The 21,100-nt window shown below is 74.6% G+C and carries 17 protein-coding genes; 5 read left to right on the forward strand and 12 right to left on the reverse strand.

Annotation, left to right across the window (positions count from 1 at the left end; genetic code table 11):
- Nucleotides 1-147: 147 nt before the first annotated feature.
- Nucleotides 148-900 (forward strand): nickel pincer cofactor biosynthesis protein LarB, encoded by a 753-nt coding sequence (gene larB, locus WMF36_RS10575; RefSeq protein ID WP_437579483.1) that lies wholly within the window; start codon nucleotides 148-150, stop codon nucleotides 898-900.
- A gap of 68 nt (nucleotides 901-968) precedes the next feature.
- Nucleotides 969-2,351 carry a nickel pincer cofactor biosynthesis protein LarC gene (larC, locus tag WMF36_RS10580; RefSeq protein ID WP_437579484.1) on the forward strand — a complete coding sequence of 461 codons (1,383 nt, stop codon included), beginning with the start codon at nucleotides 969-971 and terminating at the stop codon, nucleotides 2,349-2,351.
- Between the two features lie 97 nt (nucleotides 2,352-2,448).
- Here larC and trxA read toward each other — a convergent pair whose 3' ends face one another.
- The 8 genes from trxA to WMF36_RS10620 all read right to left on the reverse strand — a co-directional run bounded on the left by trxA (nucleotide 2,449) and on the right by WMF36_RS10620 (nucleotide 13,216).
- Nucleotides 2,449-3,090: a thioredoxin gene (trxA, locus tag WMF36_RS10585; protein ID WP_437489287.1), complete on the reverse strand. Its 642-nt coding sequence runs from the start codon at nucleotides 3,088-3,090 to the stop codon at nucleotides 2,449-2,451.
- A 184-nt stretch (nucleotides 3,091-3,274) separates the two neighbouring features.
- Nucleotides 3,275-4,270 carry an ABC transporter permease gene (locus WMF36_RS10590; RefSeq protein WP_437579485.1) on the reverse strand — a complete coding sequence of 332 codons (996 nt, stop codon included), beginning with the start codon at nucleotides 4,268-4,270 and terminating at the stop codon, nucleotides 3,275-3,277.
- On the reverse strand, nucleotides 4,267-5,796 hold the full coding sequence (locus WMF36_RS10595) for an ABC transporter permease (protein ID WP_437579486.1): 1,530 nt from the start codon (nucleotides 5,794-5,796) through the stop codon (nucleotides 4,267-4,269). Before WMF36_RS10595 ends, WMF36_RS10590 begins: the two co-directional genes overlap by 4 nt.
- A gap of 16 nt (nucleotides 5,797-5,812) precedes the next feature.
- Complete coding sequence (locus WMF36_RS10600; protein ID WP_437581888.1) at nucleotides 5,813-7,399, reverse strand: trypsin-like peptidase domain-containing protein; 1,587 nt, start codon at nucleotides 7,397-7,399, stop codon at nucleotides 5,813-5,815.
- On the reverse strand, nucleotides 7,399-8,493 hold the full coding sequence (locus tag WMF36_RS10605) for a S1 family peptidase (RefSeq protein ID WP_437579487.1): 1,095 nt from the start codon (nucleotides 8,491-8,493) through the stop codon (nucleotides 7,399-7,401). Before WMF36_RS10605 ends, WMF36_RS10600 begins: the two co-directional genes overlap by 1 nt.
- 16 nt (nucleotides 8,494-8,509) lie before the next feature.
- Nucleotides 8,510-10,351, reverse strand: coding sequence for a Stp1/IreP family PP2C-type Ser/Thr phosphatase (locus WMF36_RS10610; protein WP_437579488.1), 1,842 nt, complete (start codon nucleotides 10,349-10,351; stop codon nucleotides 8,510-8,512).
- Nucleotides 10,348-12,309 carry an FHA domain-containing protein gene (locus WMF36_RS10615; protein WP_437579489.1) on the reverse strand — a complete coding sequence of 654 codons (1,962 nt, stop codon included), beginning with the start codon at nucleotides 12,307-12,309 and terminating at the stop codon, nucleotides 10,348-10,350. The genes WMF36_RS10610 and WMF36_RS10615 overlap by 4 nt, the downstream gene beginning before the upstream one ends.
- A 73-nt stretch (nucleotides 12,310-12,382) precedes the next feature.
- Nucleotides 12,383-13,216: a hypothetical protein gene (locus tag WMF36_RS10620; RefSeq protein ID WP_437579490.1), complete on the reverse strand. Its 834-nt coding sequence runs from the start codon at nucleotides 13,214-13,216 to the stop codon at nucleotides 12,383-12,385.
- A gap of 222 nt (nucleotides 13,217-13,438) precedes the next feature.
- Between WMF36_RS10620 and WMF36_RS10625 the strand changes: the two genes are divergently transcribed.
- Nucleotides 13,439-13,825: a hypothetical protein gene (locus WMF36_RS10625; protein ID WP_437579491.1), complete on the forward strand. Its 387-nt coding sequence runs from the start codon at nucleotides 13,439-13,441 to the stop codon at nucleotides 13,823-13,825.
- Between the two features lie 48 nt (nucleotides 13,826-13,873).
- Here WMF36_RS10625 and WMF36_RS10630 read toward each other — a convergent pair whose 3' ends face one another.
- The 4 genes from WMF36_RS10630 to WMF36_RS10645 are packed head-to-tail and all read right to left on the reverse strand — an operon-like array spanning nucleotide 13,874 to nucleotide 18,312.
- On the reverse strand, nucleotides 13,874-14,986 hold the full coding sequence (locus WMF36_RS10630) for a tetratricopeptide repeat protein (RefSeq protein ID WP_437579492.1): 1,113 nt from the start codon (nucleotides 14,984-14,986) through the stop codon (nucleotides 13,874-13,876).
- Nucleotides 14,983-16,086 (reverse strand): low-specificity L-threonine aldolase, encoded by a 1,104-nt coding sequence (ltaE, locus tag WMF36_RS10635; RefSeq protein WP_437579493.1) that lies wholly within the window; start codon nucleotides 16,084-16,086, stop codon nucleotides 14,983-14,985. The genes WMF36_RS10630 and ltaE overlap by 4 nt, the downstream gene beginning before the upstream one ends.
- Before the next feature lie 55 nt (nucleotides 16,087-16,141).
- Nucleotides 16,142-17,716 (reverse strand): GMC family oxidoreductase N-terminal domain-containing protein, encoded by a 1,575-nt coding sequence (locus tag WMF36_RS10640; protein ID WP_437579494.1) that lies wholly within the window; start codon nucleotides 17,714-17,716, stop codon nucleotides 16,142-16,144.
- A complete protein-coding gene (locus tag WMF36_RS10645) occupies nucleotides 17,713-18,312 on the reverse strand; it encodes a hypothetical protein (RefSeq protein ID WP_437579495.1) in 600 nt (199 codons plus the stop codon). The genes WMF36_RS10640 and WMF36_RS10645 overlap by 4 nt, the downstream gene beginning before the upstream one ends.
- 312 nt (nucleotides 18,313-18,624) lie before the next feature.
- On the opposite strand from WMF36_RS10645, the gene WMF36_RS10650 reads away from it, so the two are divergent.
- The gene (locus WMF36_RS10650) at nucleotides 18,625-20,238 is read left to right on the forward strand and encodes a hypothetical protein (RefSeq protein WP_437579496.1); all 1,614 of its coding nucleotides are present in this window, start codon (nucleotides 18,625-18,627) and stop codon (nucleotides 20,236-20,238) included.
- Between the two features lie 307 nt (nucleotides 20,239-20,545).
- Nucleotides 20,546-21,097, forward strand: coding sequence for a Spy/CpxP family protein refolding chaperone (locus tag WMF36_RS10655; protein WP_437579497.1), 552 nt, complete (start codon nucleotides 20,546-20,548; stop codon nucleotides 21,095-21,097).
- Nucleotides 21,098-21,100 lie beyond the last annotated feature (3 nt).

The following is a 21,100-nucleotide window of genomic DNA, read 5'->3' on the forward strand; positions in this document are numbered from 1 at the left end:
TGAGGCCCGCATCCGAGGAGCACGCGCGCGCCGAGCTTCCGGAGGCGTACAGGCGCTCGCCCGGCCAGCCAGGGGGGGACGGGCGGGACGGGCGGACGGGGCGGAACGTTTGCCCTGGCCGCGCCGCCGCGCTAAGCGGCTGCGCACATGGAGCCGCGCCTCGTCCGGGAGATGCTTGAGCGCGTTCGAACCGGCGAGCTCGCCGTCGAGGAGGCGCTGGAGGCGCTCCGAGGCCTGCCTTTCCGGGACCTGGGCGTCGCGACCGTCGATCACCACCGCGCGCTCCGGCAGGGCGTGCCCGAGGTGATCTTCGGCGAAGGGAAGACGCCGGAGCAGATCGCTCTGATCGCCCAGGAGATCGCGGGGGCCGGGCAGAACGTGCTCGTGACCCGGGTCGACGCCGCGAAGGGCGCGGCGGTGGCGTTGCTCTTGCCGGCGTTTCGCTATGTTCCCCTGGCGCGGACCGGCAGCATCGAGGTCGCGCCCAGACCGAAGCGCGCCGCCGGACCGGTCGCGGTCGTGACCGCGGGCACGAGCGATCTCCCGGTCGCCGAGGAGGCCATCGAGACGCTGCATGCCGTGGGGCTCGAAGCGAAGCGGCTGTACGACGTCGGGGTCGCGGGGCTGCATCGCTTCCTCCATCGCCTCGAGGAGCTGCGCAAGGCGTCCGCCGTGATCGTGGTCGCGGGCATGGAGGGCGCGCTGCCGAGCGTGGTCGGCGGGCTCGTGGCCGCCCCGGTCGTCGCGGTCCCGACCTCGGTCGGCTACGGCGCGGCGCTGGGCGGCTTCACCGCGCTCTTCTCCATGCTCACGTCGTGCGCCTCCGGCGTCGCCGTGGTCAACATCGACAGCGGCTTCGGCGCGGCGATGGTGGTGCATCGCATGTTGCCGAAGGAGTGAGCGCGGAACGAGCGCGACCGCGGGAGCGCCGCGGAGCGCAGGCGCCCGGCGAACGGAGCAGGCGAGATATGGGACACGGGCACGATCACGGGCACGACCATGCGCACGGGCACGATCACGCGCACGGCCATGCGCACGGACACGACCCTGCGCACGAGCATGATCACGCGCACGGACACGACCCTGCGCACCAGCACGAGCACGAGCACGAGCACGACCCTGCGCACGAGCACGGGCATGATCACCCGCGCACGCCGCTCCTCGAGGAAGGCGCGGGTGCGGGCAAGATCTTGTTCTTCGACGCGTTCAGCGGGATCGCGGGCGACATGACCATCGCCGCGCTGCTCGATCTCGGGGTGCCGCTCCTCGTCATCGAGCGCGCCGTCGCGGCGCTGCCCATCGAGGGATTCCACCTGCACCGTGGGCATGCCCACCGGAGCGGCATCGTGGCGACCTCGTTCGACGTGCACGTCGAGACGCCGCAGCCGGAGCGCACCTACGGATCCATCGACGCCATGCTCGCCGCAGCGCCGCTCGATCCGCCCGTCGCCGCGCTGGCGCGCCGGATCTTCCGGCGCCTCGGCGAGGCGGAGGCCGCCGTGCACCGGATCCGCCTGGAAGACGTGCACTTCCATGAGGTCGGCGCCGTCGATGCGATCGTCGATATCGTGGGCGCCGCCGCGGCCATCGCGCACATCGGGGCGGAGGTCGTCGGATCGCCGCTGCCCATGGGGCGCGGGTTCGTCAAGGCGCGGCACGGGATCCTCCCGCTGCCTCCGCCTGCCGCGGTCGCTTGCCTCCGTGGCGTCCCGACCTACGGCGTGGAGCTCGACGCCGAGCTGGTCACGCCCACCGGCGCGGCCATCATCGCCGCGCTGGCGACCCGGTTCGAGCGCTGGCCGACGTTCGCGCCCGACCGGATCGGCTTCGGCGCCGGCCAGCGAGAGCTGCCGGACCGCCCCAACCTGCTGCGGGTCGTCCTGGGAACGCGCTCTGGCGGGGAAGAGAGCCTCGGCAGCGCATCGCACGTGATCATCGAGGCGAACGTCGACGACCTCACGGGCGAGGTGGCAGGGCACGCGATCGAGGCGCTGTTCGCGGCAGGCGCGCTCGACGCGTGGGCGGCGCCGATCACGATGAAGAAAGGGCGGCCCGCGCTGACGATCGCGGCGCTCGCCGCCGCCCCCCAGGCCGATGCGGTCGCGACGGCGCTGCTCCGCGAGACGACCAGCATCGGGCTCCGGAAGATCCCGGTCGCCCGCACGGAGCGGCCACGGCGGATCACGACCGTGAAGACCGCTTACGGCGCCATCCGGGTGAAGATCAGCGAGGGGCCGTTCGGCCCGCCGCAGATCAAGCCGGAGTTCGACGACTGCGCCGCTGCGGCGAAGACGCACGGCGTGCCAGTGCGCGAGGTCCTCTCGGCGGCGCTCGCGGCCGCCAAGGGGTGACGCCGCCGGCCGCCGACGCCGCGGCCAGGCGGCGGACGCCGCCGGCCACCGAGCGGTGACGCGCCGCGCTCGCCGGGCTGGACGCGCGCAGGAGCGCTCAGTCCGGGCGCTCGATCGGCAGCGCCTCGGCTTCCCACAAGAGGAAGCCGCCCTCGAGGAATGCGACGGGGACGCCCTCCTGGGCGAGCTTCGTCGCCACATCCTTCGACTTGTCGCCGGAACGACAGTAGAGGACCGGCGCGCCGGCCAGCATGTGGAGCTCGGCGAGCCGGCCCTCGATCTCGTCCATCGGGATGTGCACCGCGCCGGGGATGTGGGCGCGGCCGTACGCGGGGCCCTCGCGCGTGTCGACGGCGACCACCTGACCCTCGCGGATCAGCTGCGCCAGCTCGACCGCCCGGATGGCGCCCTCGGCGCGCGGGAGGAACGGATCGAGGAGCTCGCGGAGCTGCTTGCGGTTGAGGACGCCCTGCTCGGCGGCCACCGGGCGGCCCCGGTGGAAGACCATGAACGTCGGGACGGACTGGATGCGCAGCGTGGTGGCGATGCGCTTCGACCGGTCGATGTCGACCTTGACCACCTTGGCCTTGCCTTCGAGCTCGCGCGCGATGGCGTCGACCTCCGGCGCGACCGTTTTGCACGGCCCGCACCAGGTGGCGGTGAAATCGATGAGCACGGGCAACTCGCTGCGGAGCACCTCGCGCTCGAACTCCTGCTCGCTGATCTCGGGAACAGCCATGGCGGGCGAATTCATAGCGGGCCTTTCCATCGAGATCGAGTGGCGCGAGGCCCTCGCCGCCGAGATCGCGGAGATGAGGCCGATTTCGGCGAAATCTCGGCGCTACCTCGGCGCCATCTCGGCGCAGGGCGCCCCCGGACGGCGGCGCCGCGGCCGCGGGCGCTCCGTCCAGCTGCCCGCGCCCTCAGCGCGGCATCCGCGCGCGCACGGTGCGCGCGTCGACGGCGTCGCGCAGCGCGTCGGCGATGAGGTAGGAGCCGCCGACCGTCGCCAGGAGCAGCAGCCCGGGGAACACGAGCAGCCGGATCTCGCTCGGGTGCCGCGCCGCCTGGCCCAGCGTCTCCCCCCACGACGCCACGCGGGTGGGCGCGCCCATCCCGAGGAACGAGATCGCCGCCTCGAGCAGGACCACGGACGCCACGCCGAGCACGGAGCTCACGATCGTGGGGCCGAGCGCGTTCGGGAGGATGTGGCGGTAGAAGACGCGCAGCCGGGTGCTGCCGAGCGCGCGCGCGGCCATCACGTACTCCTCGCTCGACGCCCGCAGCACCTCGGCGCGCACGAGGCGCGCGATCTCCGCCCAGCGGACGAAGGCGACCGCGAGCACCAGCGACAGCGCGGAGGGCTCGCGCTCGATGGCGCGCACGATCGCGACGACGAGGATCACCGGGAAGGTGTCGACCGTCTCGACGAGGCGGACGAGGCCGTCGTTCCAGACGCCGCGCAGCGTGCCGGCGAGCCCGCCGAGCACGACGCCGAGGAACATGCCCACGAGCACCGCGCTGAGCGACAGGCCGAGCGCGGTGCGCGCGCCGTAGATCAGCCGCGCGGCGAGATCGCGGCTCTCGAAGTCCGTGCCGAGCGGGTGGTCGAGCGAGGGCGACGCGTTCGGGCCGGCGTCGGTGCGCTGCTCCGGGCCATAGCGGATGAGCGGCCAGATCGCGACGCCCACCTCGAAGCGCACCCGGAGCTCGGCCTCGGTGAGCGACTCGAGCTCCGCGGCCTCGGTGACCGCGGGCAGGATCTCGGTGCCGTCCGATCCGAACCGGGCGATCGGCGCAGGGGCGGCGAGGAGCTCGGCGAAGATAGCGAGCAGCGCGAGCACGCCGAGCAGGACGGTGCCCGCGGCGACCCGCTTGCTGCCGACCATCCGGCGGAGGAACGCCGCGGCGTGGGTCACGCCCCGCTCCTCCGCGAGAGCACCGCCGGGCCGAGCCGCGGATCGACGAGCACGTAGGCGAGATCGGTCGCGATCACGCCGAGCGCCGCGATGCCGGCGGCGCCGATGGAGATGGCCATGAGCCAGCTCACGTCGCGCGCCTGCACGGCGAGCAGGGTGAGCTCGCCGAGCCCGTGGAGCTCGAAGACGCGCTCCACGACGAAGGCGCCGCCGAGCGCCATCGGCGGCTCCAGCACGGCGAGCGTCACGACCGGGAGCACGGCGTTGCGCAGGCCGTGGACGGTGATGGCGCGCGCGGTGCCGGCGCCGCGCGCCCGCGCGGCCCGGATGAAGTCCTGCGTGAGGACGGCGACGAGCGCGGCGCGCTGCTGCCGCGTCGGCGCGGCGATGAGCGAGAGCGCGATGAGGCACGTCGGCAGGAGCAGCGACCGCGCGCCGCCCGCGAGCAGCGCGGCGGCCACGGCCACGACGGCGGTCGGGAGGACGGCGAGGATGAGCACGGCGGCCGCGATGGCGGAGTCGCTCCGCCGGCCGCGCGAGGCCGCGCTCAGCGCGCCGAGCGGGACGGCCACGGCGTAGGCAAGGGCGATCGCCCCGAACACGAGCGTGAGCGTGACCGGCGCGCGCCGCGCGAGCTCGTCGAGCACCGGCTCGCCGGTCGCCGCGACGCCGAGGCGGTGCGTGACCGCGCCGAGCGCCCACTTGCCGTACCGGGTCTCGAGCACCGTCGCCGCGAGCCGCGCCGGGCCGGAGAACACCTCGAAGTCGCTGCGGTACACGTTCCAGAAGGACTTCCACCGCGTGACGCACGCGCGGGCCTCCGCGAGGTCCTCGCCCGGGGCGATGCGGTCGTCGATCTCCGCGATGTGGGCCGCGACCTCGACGAGGGCGCGCGCCTGATCGAGCGTCGCCGCGTCGCGCGGCGGCTGGAGCGCGGCGATCACCGGCTGCAGGGCGAACGTGTCGAGCTCGAGCAGCTCGGAGGCGCGCGACGCGGAGCCGTAGCGGACCAGGCGCCGCACCGCGCTGCGGACCGACGCGCTCCGGAACTCGATGCCGCGGTCGTCCCAGAACCGCGTCCAGAAGGCGACGGCGTGCGCCGGGTCGGCGGCCTCTTCGGCGCGCGGCAGGCCCATCCGCGCCGCGACCGGCCCGAGCGCGAGGGCGACGCGGGTGCGCGGCTCGGGCGCGAGCGCGTCGAGCGGCAGGATGTGCGGCAGCGCGGCGCCGCCGAGGCGCCGCAGCTCTTCGGCCGCGGCGGCCGCGCCGTCGCCGCCGGCCGCGATGGCCTGCGCGGCCGCGAGGGCGCGCAGGCGCACGTCGCGCGGATCCAGGTTGATGAAGCGCGGGAGATCGAGGAAGCGCTCACGGCGGAGCCGCGCGAGCTCCGCGCTGGAGAGCGAGCTGGCGAGGAGCGGATCGTCCGTGGGATCCGGGACGAAGGAGAGCACCAAGAAGGTCAGCAGCGAGACGCCGACGAGGATGGGGAGCGTCCAGAGGAGCCGGCGGAGCGCGTGGCGGAGCATGTCTCTCGCGCGGGGGTCAGCGCAGGATGGCGTCGAGCAGGTCGATGCGCATCCCGAACTTGTAGGGGGAGGCCTTGACCACCTCCGTCTTCTGGCCGGAGATCGTCTCGTCGTTGCCCTCCAGGTAGCCGCCGGCGTTGATGCCGATGACCTTGCCCTGGCCGTTGAAGATGGGGCTCCCGCTCATGCCGCTCGTGCTGCGGGCGTCGTGCTGGATCAGCCAGGCGTCGGCCGCGGCCGCGGGCCGCCCGTTCGCGCCGGTGATCCGGCCGATGTTGGCGGCCAGGAAGGTGGCGACGGGGTTCGCGGCGTCCGTGAGGCGCTCGGGGAAGCCGATCAGGTACACGTCGTCGCCCGCGCCGGCCGCGGCGAGCTCCTCCCGGGCGGCGAGCTCCAGGACGGCGGCGGCGCGCCCGGCGATGGACACGATCCCGATGTCCGGGGTGAGCTGGTCCGCGATCTCGCGGTACAGGGGGTGTGGCCGCATGCTGGTCACGGCGAAGCTTACCTGGCCCCGGCCCTCGTTCTCGAGCGCCACGATCGCGCCGCCGCGGCGCTTGGCCGCGGAGATGCAGTGCGCGTTCGTCACGAGGACGGAGGGCCGCACCGCGAACGCCGTGCAGAACCCCTCGCGCCCCGAGGCGAGCATGAAGATCCCCTTTCTGACGCGGTCGTGGAGGTTGCGCCCGAAGTTCGCGTTCGAGGGGTGAAGCGTGCCGAGGCGCCGCTCGATCTCCTTGCGCCGCGGGTCCTCCGGCGGGAGGCGCGCGAGCTCGGCGCGGAGCTGGCCGATCTCGTCGTGGGAGGAGCGGTTATAGACGATGAGCCCGGCGAGGCTCGCGAGCGCGACCACGAGGAGCAGGGCGAGGACGTAGGTCGTGCGGCGCTGGCCGGCGGTCGCGGCGCGCACCTCCTTGTGGAGCATGGCGTTGATCTCGACGGTGCCGCGGGGCTTCGCGCGCCCCGTGGCCGCCGAGACGGCCGAGGAGATCATCATGGCGATCGTCCGCTCGCCGACCCGCCGGGTGCCGGCCGGCGGCGCGGCGGCGACGTGCCCGGAGTGGGCCGCGGCGGGCGCGGGGTAGCCCGCGCCCGGTGCCGGGGAGGCCGCGGTGGGCGCGGGATACGCAGCGGCGCGCGAGGGATAGCCCGCCGCGGGCGCGGGATAGCCGGTGGGCGCGGGGTACGCAGCGGGCGCGGGATGGCCGGTGGGCGCGGGGTACGCAGCGGGCGCGGGATACGCGGCGGGCGCGGGGTGAGGCGGCGGCGCGTGCGCATGCGGCGATCCCGGCGCGTGTCGCTCGACGAGATCGAGCCGCACCCGCGGGCCCTTCGTGCCGAAGGTGAGCTCATCGCCCGAGGCGATCGGGTGCCGCTTGATCCGTTGCCCGCCCGCGTAGGTCCCGTTGCGGCTGTCGAGGTCGTAGAGCACCCAGCCCGCAGCCTCGAGGCGCGCCTCGGCGTGGTGGCTGCTCGCGTCGCGATCGTGGTTCGGGTCGAACACGACGTCGTTGTCCGGCGCGCGACCGAAGCGCACGACGCGCCTGTCATGGAGCTCCACGGACCCGGCGTTGCGCCCGAACGTGTGCACGACGCGCAGCATCACGGCGCGGGGACCCCCTTCAGCAGATCGATGCGCATCCCGATCCGGAACGGCGAGCTCTGCGTCACCGTCGTCTTGCGCCCGTCGATCGTCACGTCGTTCTCGTCGTCGATGTGCGCCGCATGGATGCCGATCACGTGCCCGTACTGGTTGAAGATGGGGCTCCCGCTGTTGCCCCCGCGCGTGACCGCATCGTGCTGGATGAGGACGGCGCGGTCCGGCGTCGTCGCCTCCTCGTCGATGCCGGTCACCCGCCCGATGCGGCCCTCCAGGAACGTCGCCGAGGGGCTCAGCGGGTCCATCAGGCGACCGGGGAAGCCGAGGACGTAAGCGTCGTCGCCCGGCCCGATGGCCCGCAGCTCGGCGTCGTTCGCGAGCTTCACCGTGTGCGACGCCCTGCCGTCGATGCGGAGCAGGGCGACGTCCGGCGAGCCGGCCCCCGCCTGCCCGGGCTTGTACGCAGGGTGGGCCGACATCGCGACGATGCGGAGGCGGGTCTTCCCCATCGAGTCGTTCTGCGTGGCGATCGAGGTGCCGCCGCGCGCGCGGCAGTCGCGGACGCAGTGCGCGTTCGTGGCGAGCAGATCGGGCGCGATGGCGAAGGCCGAGCAGCAACCGCCGATGCGGTTGTCCACCTTGTAGCCCATCACGTAGAGCGCCAGCCGGTTCTGCTCGAAGATCGCGCGGCCCGAGAGCACCTGCTCCGGGATCTCGCCCGACGGCCGCGCCGCGGGCGCGACCCCGAGCCCGACGTCGCGCGCGAGCGCGTCGGCCGCCCGGCGCGACCGGTACGCGACCACGCCCGCCACCCCCACGGCGACGAGCGCCGCGGCGACGCCGAGCCCGAGGAGCAGGTTGTGGCGCGCCACCCGGCGCTGCGCCTCGTCCGCCTTGGCGCGCACGAGCGCGAGCGCCTTCTCCTCGCGCTGCATCGCCTGCACGACGGCATCCCTGATGATGCGCTGCGCGGTCTCCACGTCGACGCGGCCGTCCGCGTCCGATCGTCGCGGGGCGGGCCCTTCCTGCGGGGCGGCCGGAGTCGGCCGGCCACGCTTGTCGTTGCTGCGCAGCATCGCGGTGGGGGGCGCGCGCACGTGCGCTGCGCGCGCCCTAACGGAGCAGGTAGTAGCCGGCGATGGTAACGCACGCGACGGCGCTCACGATCATCAAGATCACGAGCCACTGCGGCGCGCCGTCGGTCGGGATCATGATCGGCTCGTCGCCCTGGACGGGCGCGCGGGCCTTGCGCTCCTCCAGCGCTTCGTCCGGGGGAAGCGCCGCGATGACGGGGTCGTAGTCGTCGCCGTCATCGCCCAGATCGCCGTCTGCGCCGGTCAGCCACGACTTCGGTGAGGGGGGGCGCTGCGAGATCTTCTTCTCATCGAGCTCTTTCACCTTGCGCGCCGGCTCGGACGCGACGGCGTTCTGGGCCAGGAGGTGCTCGGGCAGCGAGTACTTCTGGTAGCGGAGCTCCTCGATGTCCACGAGGTCCGCCTCGGCGAGCCCGTCGCCGTCGAACTTCGCGACGACCACCGTGATGTTGTCGTGGCCGCCGGCCTGGTTGGCCCGATCCGTCAGCACCTTGCAGGCCTCGATCGGATCGTCGACGGTCCGCAGCACCTCGCGGATCTCCTCGTTCCGCACCATGCCCGAGAGCCCGTCGGAGCAGAGCATCAGCGTGTCGCCCCGCTTGAGCTCCACGAAGGTGAGGTCGACCTGCACCGAGTCCGCCGTGCCGAGCGCCTGGAGGATGATGTTGTTGTGCTCGAACGTCTCGGCCTCCTCCTCGGTGAGCTGGCCGGCCTCGATGAGCTGGTTCACGAGCGACTGATCGCGCGTCACCTGCACGAGCCGATCGCCGCGCAGGACGTACGCGCGGCTGTCGCCGACCTGGCCGAGGAACAGGTGATCGTCCATGAGCGCGGCGATGGTCGAGGTGGTCCCCATCCCCCGCCGGGTCCGATCGAGCTTCGCCTCGCTGAAGATCCTGAGGCCCGCGGCCTCGATCGACTGCACGAGCCGCGCCGCGAGCTCGTCGTGGTTCTGCGGGGGGCCGCCGGCGCTCATCCGCTGGTAGATGATGTCGACCGCGAGCTGGCTCGCGACCTCGCCGGCCGCGGCGCCTCCCATGCCGTCGCACACGCCGAGCAGCGCGCCGCGCTCGCCGACCACCTGGTAGCGGTCCATCTCCATCAGGCCGCGGCTCGCCTTGGTGAGATCCGCGACGATGAAGTTGTCCTCGTTGTGCTCGCGGACCTGACCCACGTCGGTCCGGCCGAACAGCCGCAGCACGACCTCGGGTCGATGCGGCTCGGCCGGCGTTGCTGCCTCGCTGTCCATGTCGTCGGGGCGCTGCGCGCCCTCGGCCGGCCCGCCGCCCGCCGCCGCATCGCCCGCAAGGGGGCGCCCGGTCGAGCCGTCGCCGACGGCGGCCTCCACGGCGGGGGTCTCGTCGAGCGCGCCGTCGTTGCGCGACGCGGCGAGCGCCGGGGCCGCGCGGGCGGCCTGCGCCTGAACGGCGGCCGGCGGCGCGTCGGGGGTGGCCGCGTCCGCGAGGTCGTCCGACCTCGTCGCGCTTCCCTCCGCGTCGTCGTCGCGCAGCCCGCCGGCGGTGAGCCGCACCCGCGGCGGTGGAGGGAGCTTCCTCCCGACCTTGTCGGGGCTCGGGGCGCTGGGCGCTTTCATGGGTTTCACGGCGATGCCAGCCTTCTGCTCGCGCGCGGCGTTCACGGCCGAGCGCATTTTGGGCGGCGTGGGCGGCTTCCAGTTCACGGGCTTGCCTGCTTCCAGAGACCCCGCCTTGCCGGACTCGAGCGACGCGGCGCCGTGCGGGGAGTCACCAAGGGCCTTGCCCGTGTTGCTGCTCGAGTCGGTCCCTACCGACGCCGCGCTCGGGAGCCCCTCGACTTCCAGCGCCTCGGTCGGCGTTTCGCGGACGGTCTGGTCGCTCATCGGGAGAGATCCACGCGGAACAGGTGCTGCCCGATGCGCACGAAATCGCGATCCAGGAGGCTGACGTCCTCGCGTATGGCGACGTACGTCCCGTTCGACGACTCCAGGTCGGTGAGCGCGTACTCCCCCGTGGCCGGGTTCCTCCGGATGGCGGCGTGGCGTCGCGAGAGGAACGGATCGGCCGTGAACACGATGTCTCCCGTCTCCCGTCCGATCACCGTCTCATCCCGGTAGAGGTGGTACACGTCCCGCGTCACGCCCTCCACCGTCCGCTGGCAAAGTCTCGCCCGCCGGTGGATGGCGGGCGAGCCAAACAGCAACGTCCCATGCTGGATGGCATGGCCGAGGCCTCGCTCCCCGTCGTTCACGGTCTGAAACTGTAACACCTCGAGGCCCAGGAGGAGCAAGTCGCCGTCTCGAAGGGGGTGCGTCTTCCGGATGCGCAGGTAGATGCGGTTGACGCTGCCCAGGTCACGGAGAACCCAGGACCCGCTCTGCGGAATGAGCCTGGCGTGCCGCGGCGAGACGTACAGGTCGTCCTCGAGGACGATATCCCCCTCGCTGCGGCCGATGTCGATCTGCGGGCCGGAGAGGGAAAAACTTTTTCCCTCGGTCCCGTCTTCGACGATCACGATGAGCTTGCCCTCGGGGGCCCGGGTCGGCCGCGTGTCGGCCGGGACCCACGCCGGCGGGCGCACCGAATAGGACGCCCGCAGCGGAGCGAGCGGCGCCTGGGAGGGCGGCGGCGTGCTGCCCGTCTCGATCGGGCTCGGCCCGGCGGCGTCGCCCTGCGGCGGCCGCGGCGGGGCGCGCCCGACCTCCGGGACGGGCGAGGGCGCAGGCTGCGGGCGGTCGGCGGCGGCCCGGGACGGGCGCTCGGAGACCGGCCGCTCGCCGTCGAGCGGCGCCCCGCAGTACTTGCAGAACCGCGTGCCCGAAAGGCACTGGCCGTGGCAGCGCGCACACTCGATCGGCGGGGCCGGCGTCTGGCGCGACGACGCGATGTCGAGCACCGGCGAGCCGACGATCTTGTCGGGGGTGCTTCCGCTGGCCGCGGGAGGGGACAGCCGCGGGGGCGGCAGGGCGACGGGGGGCAGCGGAGGAGGCGCCGCTCGGCCCGGCGGCGAGGCGCTGGGGCCCTGCCGATGCGTGTCCCCGCCGCCGGGGCGCTCGTCGCGCGGCCCGAGCGGCGGCGCGGCTTCGGGCGGAGGCGCGTGCCGGAGCGCGGCGTCCTGGACCCCCCGCGCCGTCGTCCCTGTCTCCTCGAGCGGCGGGTGCGCCACGTACGGCGCGGCAGGGGAGAGCGCGGCGTCCGGCTCGTCGCCCCTCGCCCTCCTCGACGCGACGCTCGCCGGCTGCGGTGCGCCCGCCGGCGCGGCGCCGTCCTTCCGGTGGAGCGGCGCGCCGCACGTCACGCAGAAGCGGTAGCCCGGCGGGCTGTCCACGCCGCAGCTCGGGCAGGAGAGCCCCAGCAGCGCCTCGGTGATCGAGGGCGTCGCGATCATCGCGGGCGGCACCGGCGCGTCGCCCCGGTCCGTGATCCTCGGCCCTTGCAGCGCCGGCGCCATCTGGATGGCGCTGTCCAGCGCGCCCGCGGCCGGCGTCGCGGCGCCCTCGCGCGCCGGACGGGCGGTGATCTCCGCGCGGCCGTGCATCGCCGGCATCGCGGGCTCCGTCCTCGCCGAGCCGATCGGGCTGAACGAGAACACCGGCGCCTCCGGGCGAAGGCGCCCCGGGACGCCGCGGGCGCCCGGCGCCCGGGCGCTCGCGCGGGCGTCGTTCGCCGGCGGCGCGTCGCCCTGCGGGGGAGCCGACACGGCCGGGAGCGACACCTGCGGCAGGCCGCTCGGCGGCGTCGGCGGGGCGACGCGTGCCTCGCGCACCTTGAGCCGTCGGCCGCAATCCTGACAGAACGTCAGATCGCCCGCGTTGTCGCGACCGCACACATCGCAGATCACGCTGCCGAGGGGACCGCGGAGCGACGGTCGAGTCAAGTAGACGGTGCGTTCTCTCGAACGGCAGGGGAGCCGCTCAGCGCCGACCGAGCTCGGTCCGCACCTCGAGCAGGAGCTCGAAGCCCACGAACTGCGCGATGGCGGTGGCCCGCTCGTAGTTGGCCGTGTCCTTCCAGCCCGAGATCAGCACCGGCCGGTAGACGCAGCTGACGCCGAGGACGGCGCGGCGTGACACCTCCAGCTCGACGCCGACGCCGCTGAAGATGAGCGCGCCGCCCGTCTCGACGCCCCACTCGTTGCCGTAGACGATGCCGCCGATACCGGCGGAAAAATACGGGGCCGCTCGGTAGCCGATGTCCGGCAGGTACCTCATCTCGGCGCGCAGCTGCTGGAAGATGCCAAGCCGGTAGAGGTTGCTCGAGTCCATCTTGGTGAACTGGTAGGCGCCGCCGAAGTACCAGGGGCCCGGCGAGCGGTAGCCGCCGCGGATCGCGAGCCCGCCGCCGCTGCCCAGGATGCACGAGTACAGGGGCCCCGACCGCGGGCAGACGGCGCCGGGGTCGAGGCTGATCTCCGCCACGAGGGCGACGCCGTACTGCACGTACTCGACGTGCAGCGGCGGCGGCCGGGCGGCGAGCTCGACGCCCGGCTTGACGGGAGGCGGCAGCGGCTGCGCGGCGGCGGCCTCGTTCCCCTGCGCGGCGGCCTCGGTGGGCGTGCCGAGGCCGGCGTCGATCCTCTCGCCCGCGGCCTCGCCTGTGCTGGCGCCGGCGGGTACGTCCGGCGCGGCGCGGGGGAGGTCGCTCTCGGTCTTGCGATCCGGCGGCGCGGCCGTCGCTGTCAAGGACAGCAGGGCCCCTGCCGCGAGGGTCGCGGCCGGGAGCGCGCCGGGCGGAGGTCGTAAACGCACGAGCTGCTTGAGATACGCGAGAGATCTGCCGCCGGCAACGCCCCTCCGCGGCGCGGGCGACGGGGTCCGTGGGCGGCCGCCCGGCCCCGGGCCTCTCGACGGGCCGTCAGGCACGCCCCAGGAAAAGAGGGGACGGGAAGGGGAGGCGAGCGGTCTCTTGGAGCTCAACGCCATACGCCGCTTGACGGCGGCCGCGAGGGTCGCCTAAACGAAGCCACCTTCATGGAGATTCACCTCGACAAGCGTGCCGTAAAGCAGATCCGCCTCTCTGCGGCGGATGCCGTTGAGGAAGGCGACACCGAAGCGCTGCGCGAGGACGTCCTCGAAGCGTTCTCGGAGGAGCAGGTCGAAGAGATCGAGCGTCGTCTGGACAGCGGTGATTTTTTTGAGTTCTTGACCGACGTGCTCGACGAGTGGGGGGGCGACGACGTGGACGAGCTCTTCGAGCTCCTCGAGACGCAGCTCGGCGACATCGGCATCGATCTGAAGTCCGAGCCGCGCGAGGACGACGATGACGTCGACGAGGCCGAGGACGACGACCTCGCCGACGATGACGACGAGGAGGACGACGACGCCGAGCTCGAGCCCGCGGACGACGAGGAGGACTGAGCGCGGGCGGGCCGCCGCCACGGCGACACGCCGGGCGGCGCCCCCGCGTCAAGGGGCCTTTTCGCCGTCGAGCTCGCGGACGATGTAGTCCGCGCACGGGCGCTGCGCTGCCGGCAGCGACGGGCAGATCGCGTGTGCGCAACGCGCGTAGCGCGAGTCGGGGAGCTCCCGGGTGATCAACGCCGCGGTGGCGCACGCTTCCCTGGTCCGGCCCTCCTCGCGCCACAGCTTCGCCTCGGCCCAGAGCGCGTCGTCGCGCAGGATGGACGCGGGGTGGTTCGTGTAGAGCTTGCGCAGCTCGCGGCGCGCGGCCGCGCGATCGCCGAGCGCGTCGCGGTAGAGGCGCGCGATCTCCAGCTGCGCGTCGTCGAACTTCTCGCGGTCGTAGCTGCCGGTCACGGCGGACTCGCGCGGCGCGAGCATCTCCCTCAGGTAGCCGATGGCCTCCTCGGGGCGCCCGAGGGAGGCGGCGAGCTCCGCCGCGTGGAACAGCGCGTTGTCCGTCAGGTTGCCGGCGGGGTACGGGTGCGCGCGCGCGGTAGCGACGAGCGCGCGCAGCGCGCCCTCGCGATCGCCGCTGCGCTCGAGGAGCAGGCCCGTGTGGTAGGCGACGTCCTGATCGAGCGCTGTCCCGCGGAACGACGGGCCTTGTTGCCGCAGCCACGCGAGCGCGCCGCCCGCGCCGGCGCGCTCCTCCTCGCGCTGGATGAGCCGCTTCAGCGCGTTGCGCGCGAGCCCGTGCGACGGGTGTCGACGCGTCGCCGCGAGGAGCCTCGCGAAGCCCGCGTCGGTGTCGCCGTGCTCGATCGCGAGATCGGCGAGCTCGAACTCCGCGCGCACCGAGCGCGGCCCATGCGGCGAGTCGGCGAGCAGCCGCTCGTACGACGCGCGCGCCTCGCCCCAGGCCTCCGCGCGCTCGAAGGCGCGCGCTTGCATGAGCCGCGCCTCGTCGCGGTCCTTCACGCGCAGCGCGCGCGAGGCGGCGCCGTCGAACGAGCGGGCCGCCTCGTGGTAGCGCCCCGCGTGGTAGGCGCGCTCACCGGCGGCCAGCGCGGCGAGGTAGGCGTCGCCGCGCGCCGGCGCGCACGCGGGGCCGAGCAGCGCGGCGATCGCGAGGGCGAGCGCCGCGGCGGAGGCGTTCGCGGCGATGCGACGGCTCACGCGCGCACACCCGCGGCGCCGCGATCGCGCGGCGAAGACAGCACCTCGGCGAGCGCCTCGGCGAGGGCGCTCGCCGCGGGCGCGACCTGCTCGGGCGCGACGTCGAGGTGGGTCACGGCGCGGACGGTGCTCCTGCCCGTCGCCCCGACGAGCACGCCGCGCCGCCGCGCGGCGTCGACGAGCCGCTCGGCCGGGATCCCCGGCGCGTCGACGTAGAGGATGTTCGTCTCGGGCTCGTCGATCGTCGCGGGCGGCGCCTCTGCTCCGGCCGAGCGGGCGGCGCGGTGCGCCGCGTCGCGCATCGCCCGCGCGATGGCGCGCGCGGCCTCGTGGTCCTCGGCGATGCGGCCCTGGTGGTGCGCGAGCGCGTACAGGGCGGCGGCGGCGAGCACGCCGGCCTGCCGCATGCCGCCGCCGAGCATCTTCCGGAAGCGCAGCGCGGCGCGCGCCACGTCGGCGCCGCCGCACAGCGCGGAGCCGACCGGGGCGCCGAGCCCCTTCGAGAAGCACACGCTCACCGTGTCGAACGGCCGCGCGAGCTCGGCGACCGTCCGGCCGGAGGCGACCGCGGCGTTCCAGAGGCGCGCCCCGTCGAGGTGGAGCGCGAGCCCGTGCGCGCGCGCGACGGACGCGATGGCGACGACGTCGTCCTGCGGGAAGACCCGCCCGCCGGCGCGGTTGTGGGTGTTCTCGATCGCGACGACGCGCGTGCGCGGCAGGTAGTACTGCGGCGGCTTGATCGCGTCCTCGACGTCCGCCGCCTTGAACAGGCCGCCGCGCCCGGCGAAGACGAACTGCACGCCGCTCCAGGCGGGGGCGGCGCCGCTCTCGTAGAACGCGCAGTGCGCGCCCTCGCCCGCGATCACCTCGTCGCCGCGCTGCGTGTGGCAGAGCAGCGCGATCTGGTTGCCCATCGTCCCGCTCGGCACGAACAGCGCGGCTTCCTTGCCCGTCAGCTCCGCGACGCGCTCCTCGAGCCTGCGCACGGTGGGATCCTCCCGGTACACGTCGTCGCCGACCTCGGCCGCCGCCATGGCCGCGCGCATGGCCGCGGTCGGTCGGGTCACCGTGTCGGAGCGGAGATCGATCATCGCTTGCATCCTGAAACCTCGGCTGTCGGCCCGCGCCGACATGCTAGCACCGCGCCCTGCGCCCCTACGCGGGGCTCTGCGCCGCGAGCCTCGGGAAACGCTCGGCCATCCGCCACGCGATGCGCGTCGCCATCGCCATGATCGGCACCTGCGAGTTCACGCCGATGCTCGTGGGGAGGATGGAGCCGTCGGCCACGAAGAGCCCCGGCAGCTCGAAGCACTCGCCGTCCTGGTCGACGATCCCGCGCCGGGGATCGTTCGCCACCCGCGCGCTCCCGAGCGGGTGGAACGCCATGCACTCGATGCGGCGCGCGTCGATGGACGCGCGCTCGGCCGCGAGCGCGGCGTCCATCGACGTGATCGGCGGCTCGCCGATCATCGCGGTGTAGACCTCGCGCGCGCCGGCGGCGATCGCCATCTCGCTGAGGAGGGTGATCGAGCGGCGCAGCCGCGCGAGATCCCGCGGCGCCATCGCGTACGAGACGAGCGGCTCGCGGCCGGGGCCGGGGCGGACGCGGCCGCCGCCCTCGTCGTGGATCATGGCGCCGAAGACGGCGCAGCGCGGCAGCGCGCGGACCCGCCGCCGCAGCGCGGGCCCGACGCCGGGGAGGCCCGCTGCGAGCACGTTCACCGCCGAGTAGACGCCGACGAGCTTGATCCCCTCGGCGTCGAAGTGGTCGGAGTAGACGCTCTGGAGCGCGCCGTCCCAGCCGTTCAGCGCGTCGTCGAACCGCGCGACCACGCGCACCGCGGGGTGCAGCGTCACGTCGTTGCCGAGGGCGCCGCTCGCCTTGAAGGCGCCCGCCGTGCGGAGGAGCAGCGGCGTGTGCAGCGTGCCGCACGCCGCGACCACGGCCTTCGCGCGCACGCGGAACCGGCGCGGCGGAGCCCCCGGCTCGCCGCCGAGCAGCCTCCCCTCGACGCCGGCGGCGCGCCCGCGCTTCACGTCGATCCGCTCGACCAGCGCGTCGGCGACGACGCGCGCGCCGTGCGCGGTGGCTGACGGCAGGTAGGCGACGTCGACCGAGCGCTTCGCCCCGGCGGGGCAGGTGAAGTTGCACCGGCCGTTCCCCTCGCACGCGTCGCCGGTGTTGCGGCGGAGCGGGCGCATCGGGATGCCGAGCCGCTTCGCCCCCTCGACGAACCGAGCCGTCGACGCGGAGCGCATCGCCTCGGGGACCTCGCGGACGTCGAGCCGCTGCTCGACGCTCTCGTACGCCGCCTCGAGCGCTCGCTCCGACAGCTCGTCGAGGCCGAGGTCGCGCACCCACCGCGCGTGGACGCCGCCCGGGATGCGGAAGCAGACCCCGCCGGTCACCACCGACGAGCCGCCGACGGCGCGCCCCTGCGTGAGCGAGATGATCGGCGTCTGGCCCACGCCGAACGCCGTGACCATGCCGCCCTCGCGGAACAGCCGCCGCAGCGACTCGCTGGGCTTCCAGCGCTGGTAGTCGTCGGGGCGGTAGTAGGGGCCCTCCTCCAGCACGATGACGCGGCGCCCCGCCTCGGCGAGCAGCGCCGCGACGACGGCGCCGCCGGCGCCGGAGCCGACCACGACGACGTCGCACGGCTCGTCGAACCCCGCCGGCAGGTCGCGCCCGCGGACGATCGGCTCGCTCGACGCGATGGCGCCGGTCACGCGTCACCCCCTGCGCCGGACGTGGCGGCGGGCTGCGCGCGCGGGCCCTCGTCCGCCTCCCCGCGCGGCGCGGCGGGAGCGACCGCGGCCGGGCGGAGCCCGGGCAACCTGCGCCGCGCCGCGGTGCTCTCGCGATCGAGGCCCGTCAGCGCGAGCTCCGCGCCCTCCTCGAAGGCGGGGATGCACATGGGCACCTTGAAGGCGACGAGCAGCATCGCGAGGAGCCCGGAGCGGCTCGACTCCAGCGCCTCGAGGTAGGCGAGCCGCCGGCCGAGCGAGAGCCGGCTCATCCGGCCGAAGGCGCCGATCACGAAGAGCGGCAGCAGCTCGAGGCACGCGGCCAGCAGCGCGAAGCCGCGCCGCGTCTCGGGGCTGGCCTGCCCGAGGGAGAGATCCAGCGCCGCGACCGCGCGTTCGCACACCTCGGCGCCCGGCGGGGCGAGCTCGCCGCGCTCGTCCTCGTCGCAGAGCATCGCCTCGGCGGCGGACCACGCGACGCGGCGCGCCCAGGGCGAGAGCCCGCGCCCGGGGCGGTCCAGCCGATCGAACCCTCGCGCTGCACGTTCGCGCGCGCCCTCTCCCGCGTCCTCCTGCATGGCCGCGAGAGCCTAGCCCGGATCGACCCAGCGCCGAGATCCAAGGCGGCGCGCGTCGCAGCCGGGTGGTCTCGGGCGCTGGCCTCGGCCACGCAGAGGGGGCGCCCTTGAAGATCGGCCGCTGCTCGCCGCTGCGTTCGCGCGTCGTTGCAGAACGACATCCTGGCGGTCCGCGGGAGATGCGCGCCGCGCGCTCGCGTCGAGGCCCGGGCGCGTCGGGCCGGAGCGCGCTCCGCCGTCGCGCGCGCGGGCTCGCCGTTGCGGATCCGGTTCTGGTATTTAGCTGAACGGCCGGGGGAACACGGAGGAACGATGGCGGAGCGATCGCTGCAGCACCGGGATTCCGAGAGCAAGGACGACGAGACGCTGAAGAGAGAGGCGCGCGTGCACCTCGCGAGCGAGCCGGCGCTGCAGCTCGTGGCCGAGCTGATCGCACGGCTGCGCGAGCTCGATCTGCCGTGGTGGACGCCGGTCAAGCTGCGCGAGCGGTTCGGCGCGGTCGAGCGGATGGACTGGTTCCGCGAGCGGGGCGACGTTCGCCAGCAGATCACGACCTCCCTCACCGGCCTCTCGCCGCGGGCCGCCCGCCGCAAGACGCCGGACTTCCAGGGCGCGCTCATCGACTCCGTCATCGACGAGGGCGACATCACCCCGCGCGCGTTCGAGGCCGCGTTCGATCCGCGCGATCTCTCCGTGTACGGCCCGGCCGGGGGCTACTGGCAGTTCTTCCGCGAGTCGATGCCGTGGGATCAGGACACGCCGCAGCACCAGGAGATCGTCGCCTGGCTGCTCAAGGCGCTGCTCGCGGACCGGAGCCCGTTCGAGGGCATCGGCAGGACGCCGATCCTGACGCCGTGGGACGTGCGCACGGCGATCGACGGCCGGCTCTGGCAGACCCGGATCCCGCTCGAGGTCCGCGTCGCCATCGACAACGCGCGGCTCAACCAGGAGCGCGAGCGCCCGGGCGTGCCGTTCCACGCCGACGGCGAGCTCGCGATCGCCGGGCCGGACGTGATCGCCGCGAACATCCCGCCGCGCGAGATCCTCCCCGTGGTGCAGCTCGCGCAGAAGGCGATGCGCTTCGACACGCCGCGCGCCGCCACGCCGAGGGCGGCGCCGGCGGAGCTGTCGTCAGGCCGCAGCGGCGCGCCCGCCGCCGCGCCGGGCAGCGCGCCCGCGCCGGCAGCGCAGGCGGCCGGCGCTCCGGCGGCGTCGGTGTCGTCCGGCGGTGCGCCTGTGTCCAGGCCGGCGGCGTCGGCGCCCGTCTCGCCGGGCGGTGCGCCCCTGCCAGCGTTTGCGGCGTCGGCGCCGGCGGCGCCTGCCTCCGTCTTGTCCGGCGTCGCGTCGGATCTAGGCCAGGCCGCCAAGCTCCCCGCCGGCGCCGCTCCGGGCGGGGCCTCCTCCGAGGCGGCGAGCTCGCCGTCGGGAGGTCTCCCGCCCTCGGTGAGCAGCCCGCCGAGCGGCGCTCCCGCGGGCCCGAGGCCGGCCGGCAGCATCACGTCCCCGAGCGCGATCGTGGCGAAGCCGTCGGCTGCGGCGGGCGCCGCAGCGGCGTTCGTCTCGTCGCAGGTGGCCGAGCCGCCGCGCGGCAGGCTCCCGAGCGACCCGGGCACCTCGTCGGCGCGCCCGTCGACGCCGCCCGCGCCCCCCGCGCCCCGCGCATCGACGCCGCCCGCGCCCCCCGCGCCCCGTGCGTCGACGCCGCCTGCGCCCCCCGCGCCCCGCGCGTCGACGCCGCCCGCGCCGAGCTCCTCGCCGGCCGGGGTCGAGTCGCTCGACGACCTCGAAGAGGAGGACGGCGACGGAGCCGACGGTGCCGCGCCCGACAGCGAGCGCACGAATCCGTGGGCGGTCTCGGGCGACGAGAAGGCCAAGGCCGACCTGGACGACCTGGACGACATCGGCGAGGTGGAGCCGGCGAAGTAGAGCTGTCCGAGGGCGCGAAGCCGCCCGCGCGACACGACGCACCGCTCCGCCGCAGCACGGCGCGGCCGCAGCACGGCGCGCCGTGCCGCCCAGCGCCGAGCGCCGCGCGGCTGTCTTCATCTTTCTTCACGCGCGTTCCTGCACATTCTTCACACGCCCTGCGCAGCTTCGTCGTGGCTCGGGGCCGCGCGTCTGCGGCTCCGGTCACCTGCGGCCGGGGCCGCGCTCGCGTCCGGACGAACCGGGGCCGCGCGGACATGCCCCGTGCACGTATCGACAGCGGAGACGCTCACGGAGGGTACTCATCATGTTGGGATTCGTCGTTGGAACGGCCTGTCTGATCGGCCTGATCATGACCCTGAGGCGCGGCGGCCGGTACGATTGCGGCGGGCACTGGGGCGCGGGGCCGCGCTCCTTCGGTCGGCGTGGCTTCGGCGGCTTCGGCTTCCGCCGTCGCTTCTTCCTGTCGTTCCTCTTCGACCGGCTCGGCACCACGCCGTCGCAGGAGAAGGTCATCGTCTCGGCCGTCGACGAGCTCCGCGCCGCCGCGGACGCGCACCGCAGCGAGATCCGCAGCACGCGCGCGGACGTCGCGGCCGCGATGCGGAGCCCGAGCCTCGACGAGACGCGCCTCGGCGAGCTCTTCGCGCGGCACGACACCGCCATCGAGTCGCTGCGCAAGGCCGCGGTCGGCGCGCTCGGCAAGGTCCACGCCGTGCTCGAGGATCGCCAGCGCGAGCAGCTCGCGGATCTCATCGAGATCGGGCCGGCCGCCTTCCGCGACCTGTGGTCGTCCGGCAGGGCCGGTGGGCGCGGCCACCGCGCCGATCCCTACAGGACCCACGGCGACTGGGCGTGAAGG

It is taken from the genome of Sorangium sp. So ce887 (assembly GCF_051521455.1).
Lineage (GTDB): Bacteria > Myxococcota_A > Polyangia > Polyangiales > Polyangiaceae > Sorangium.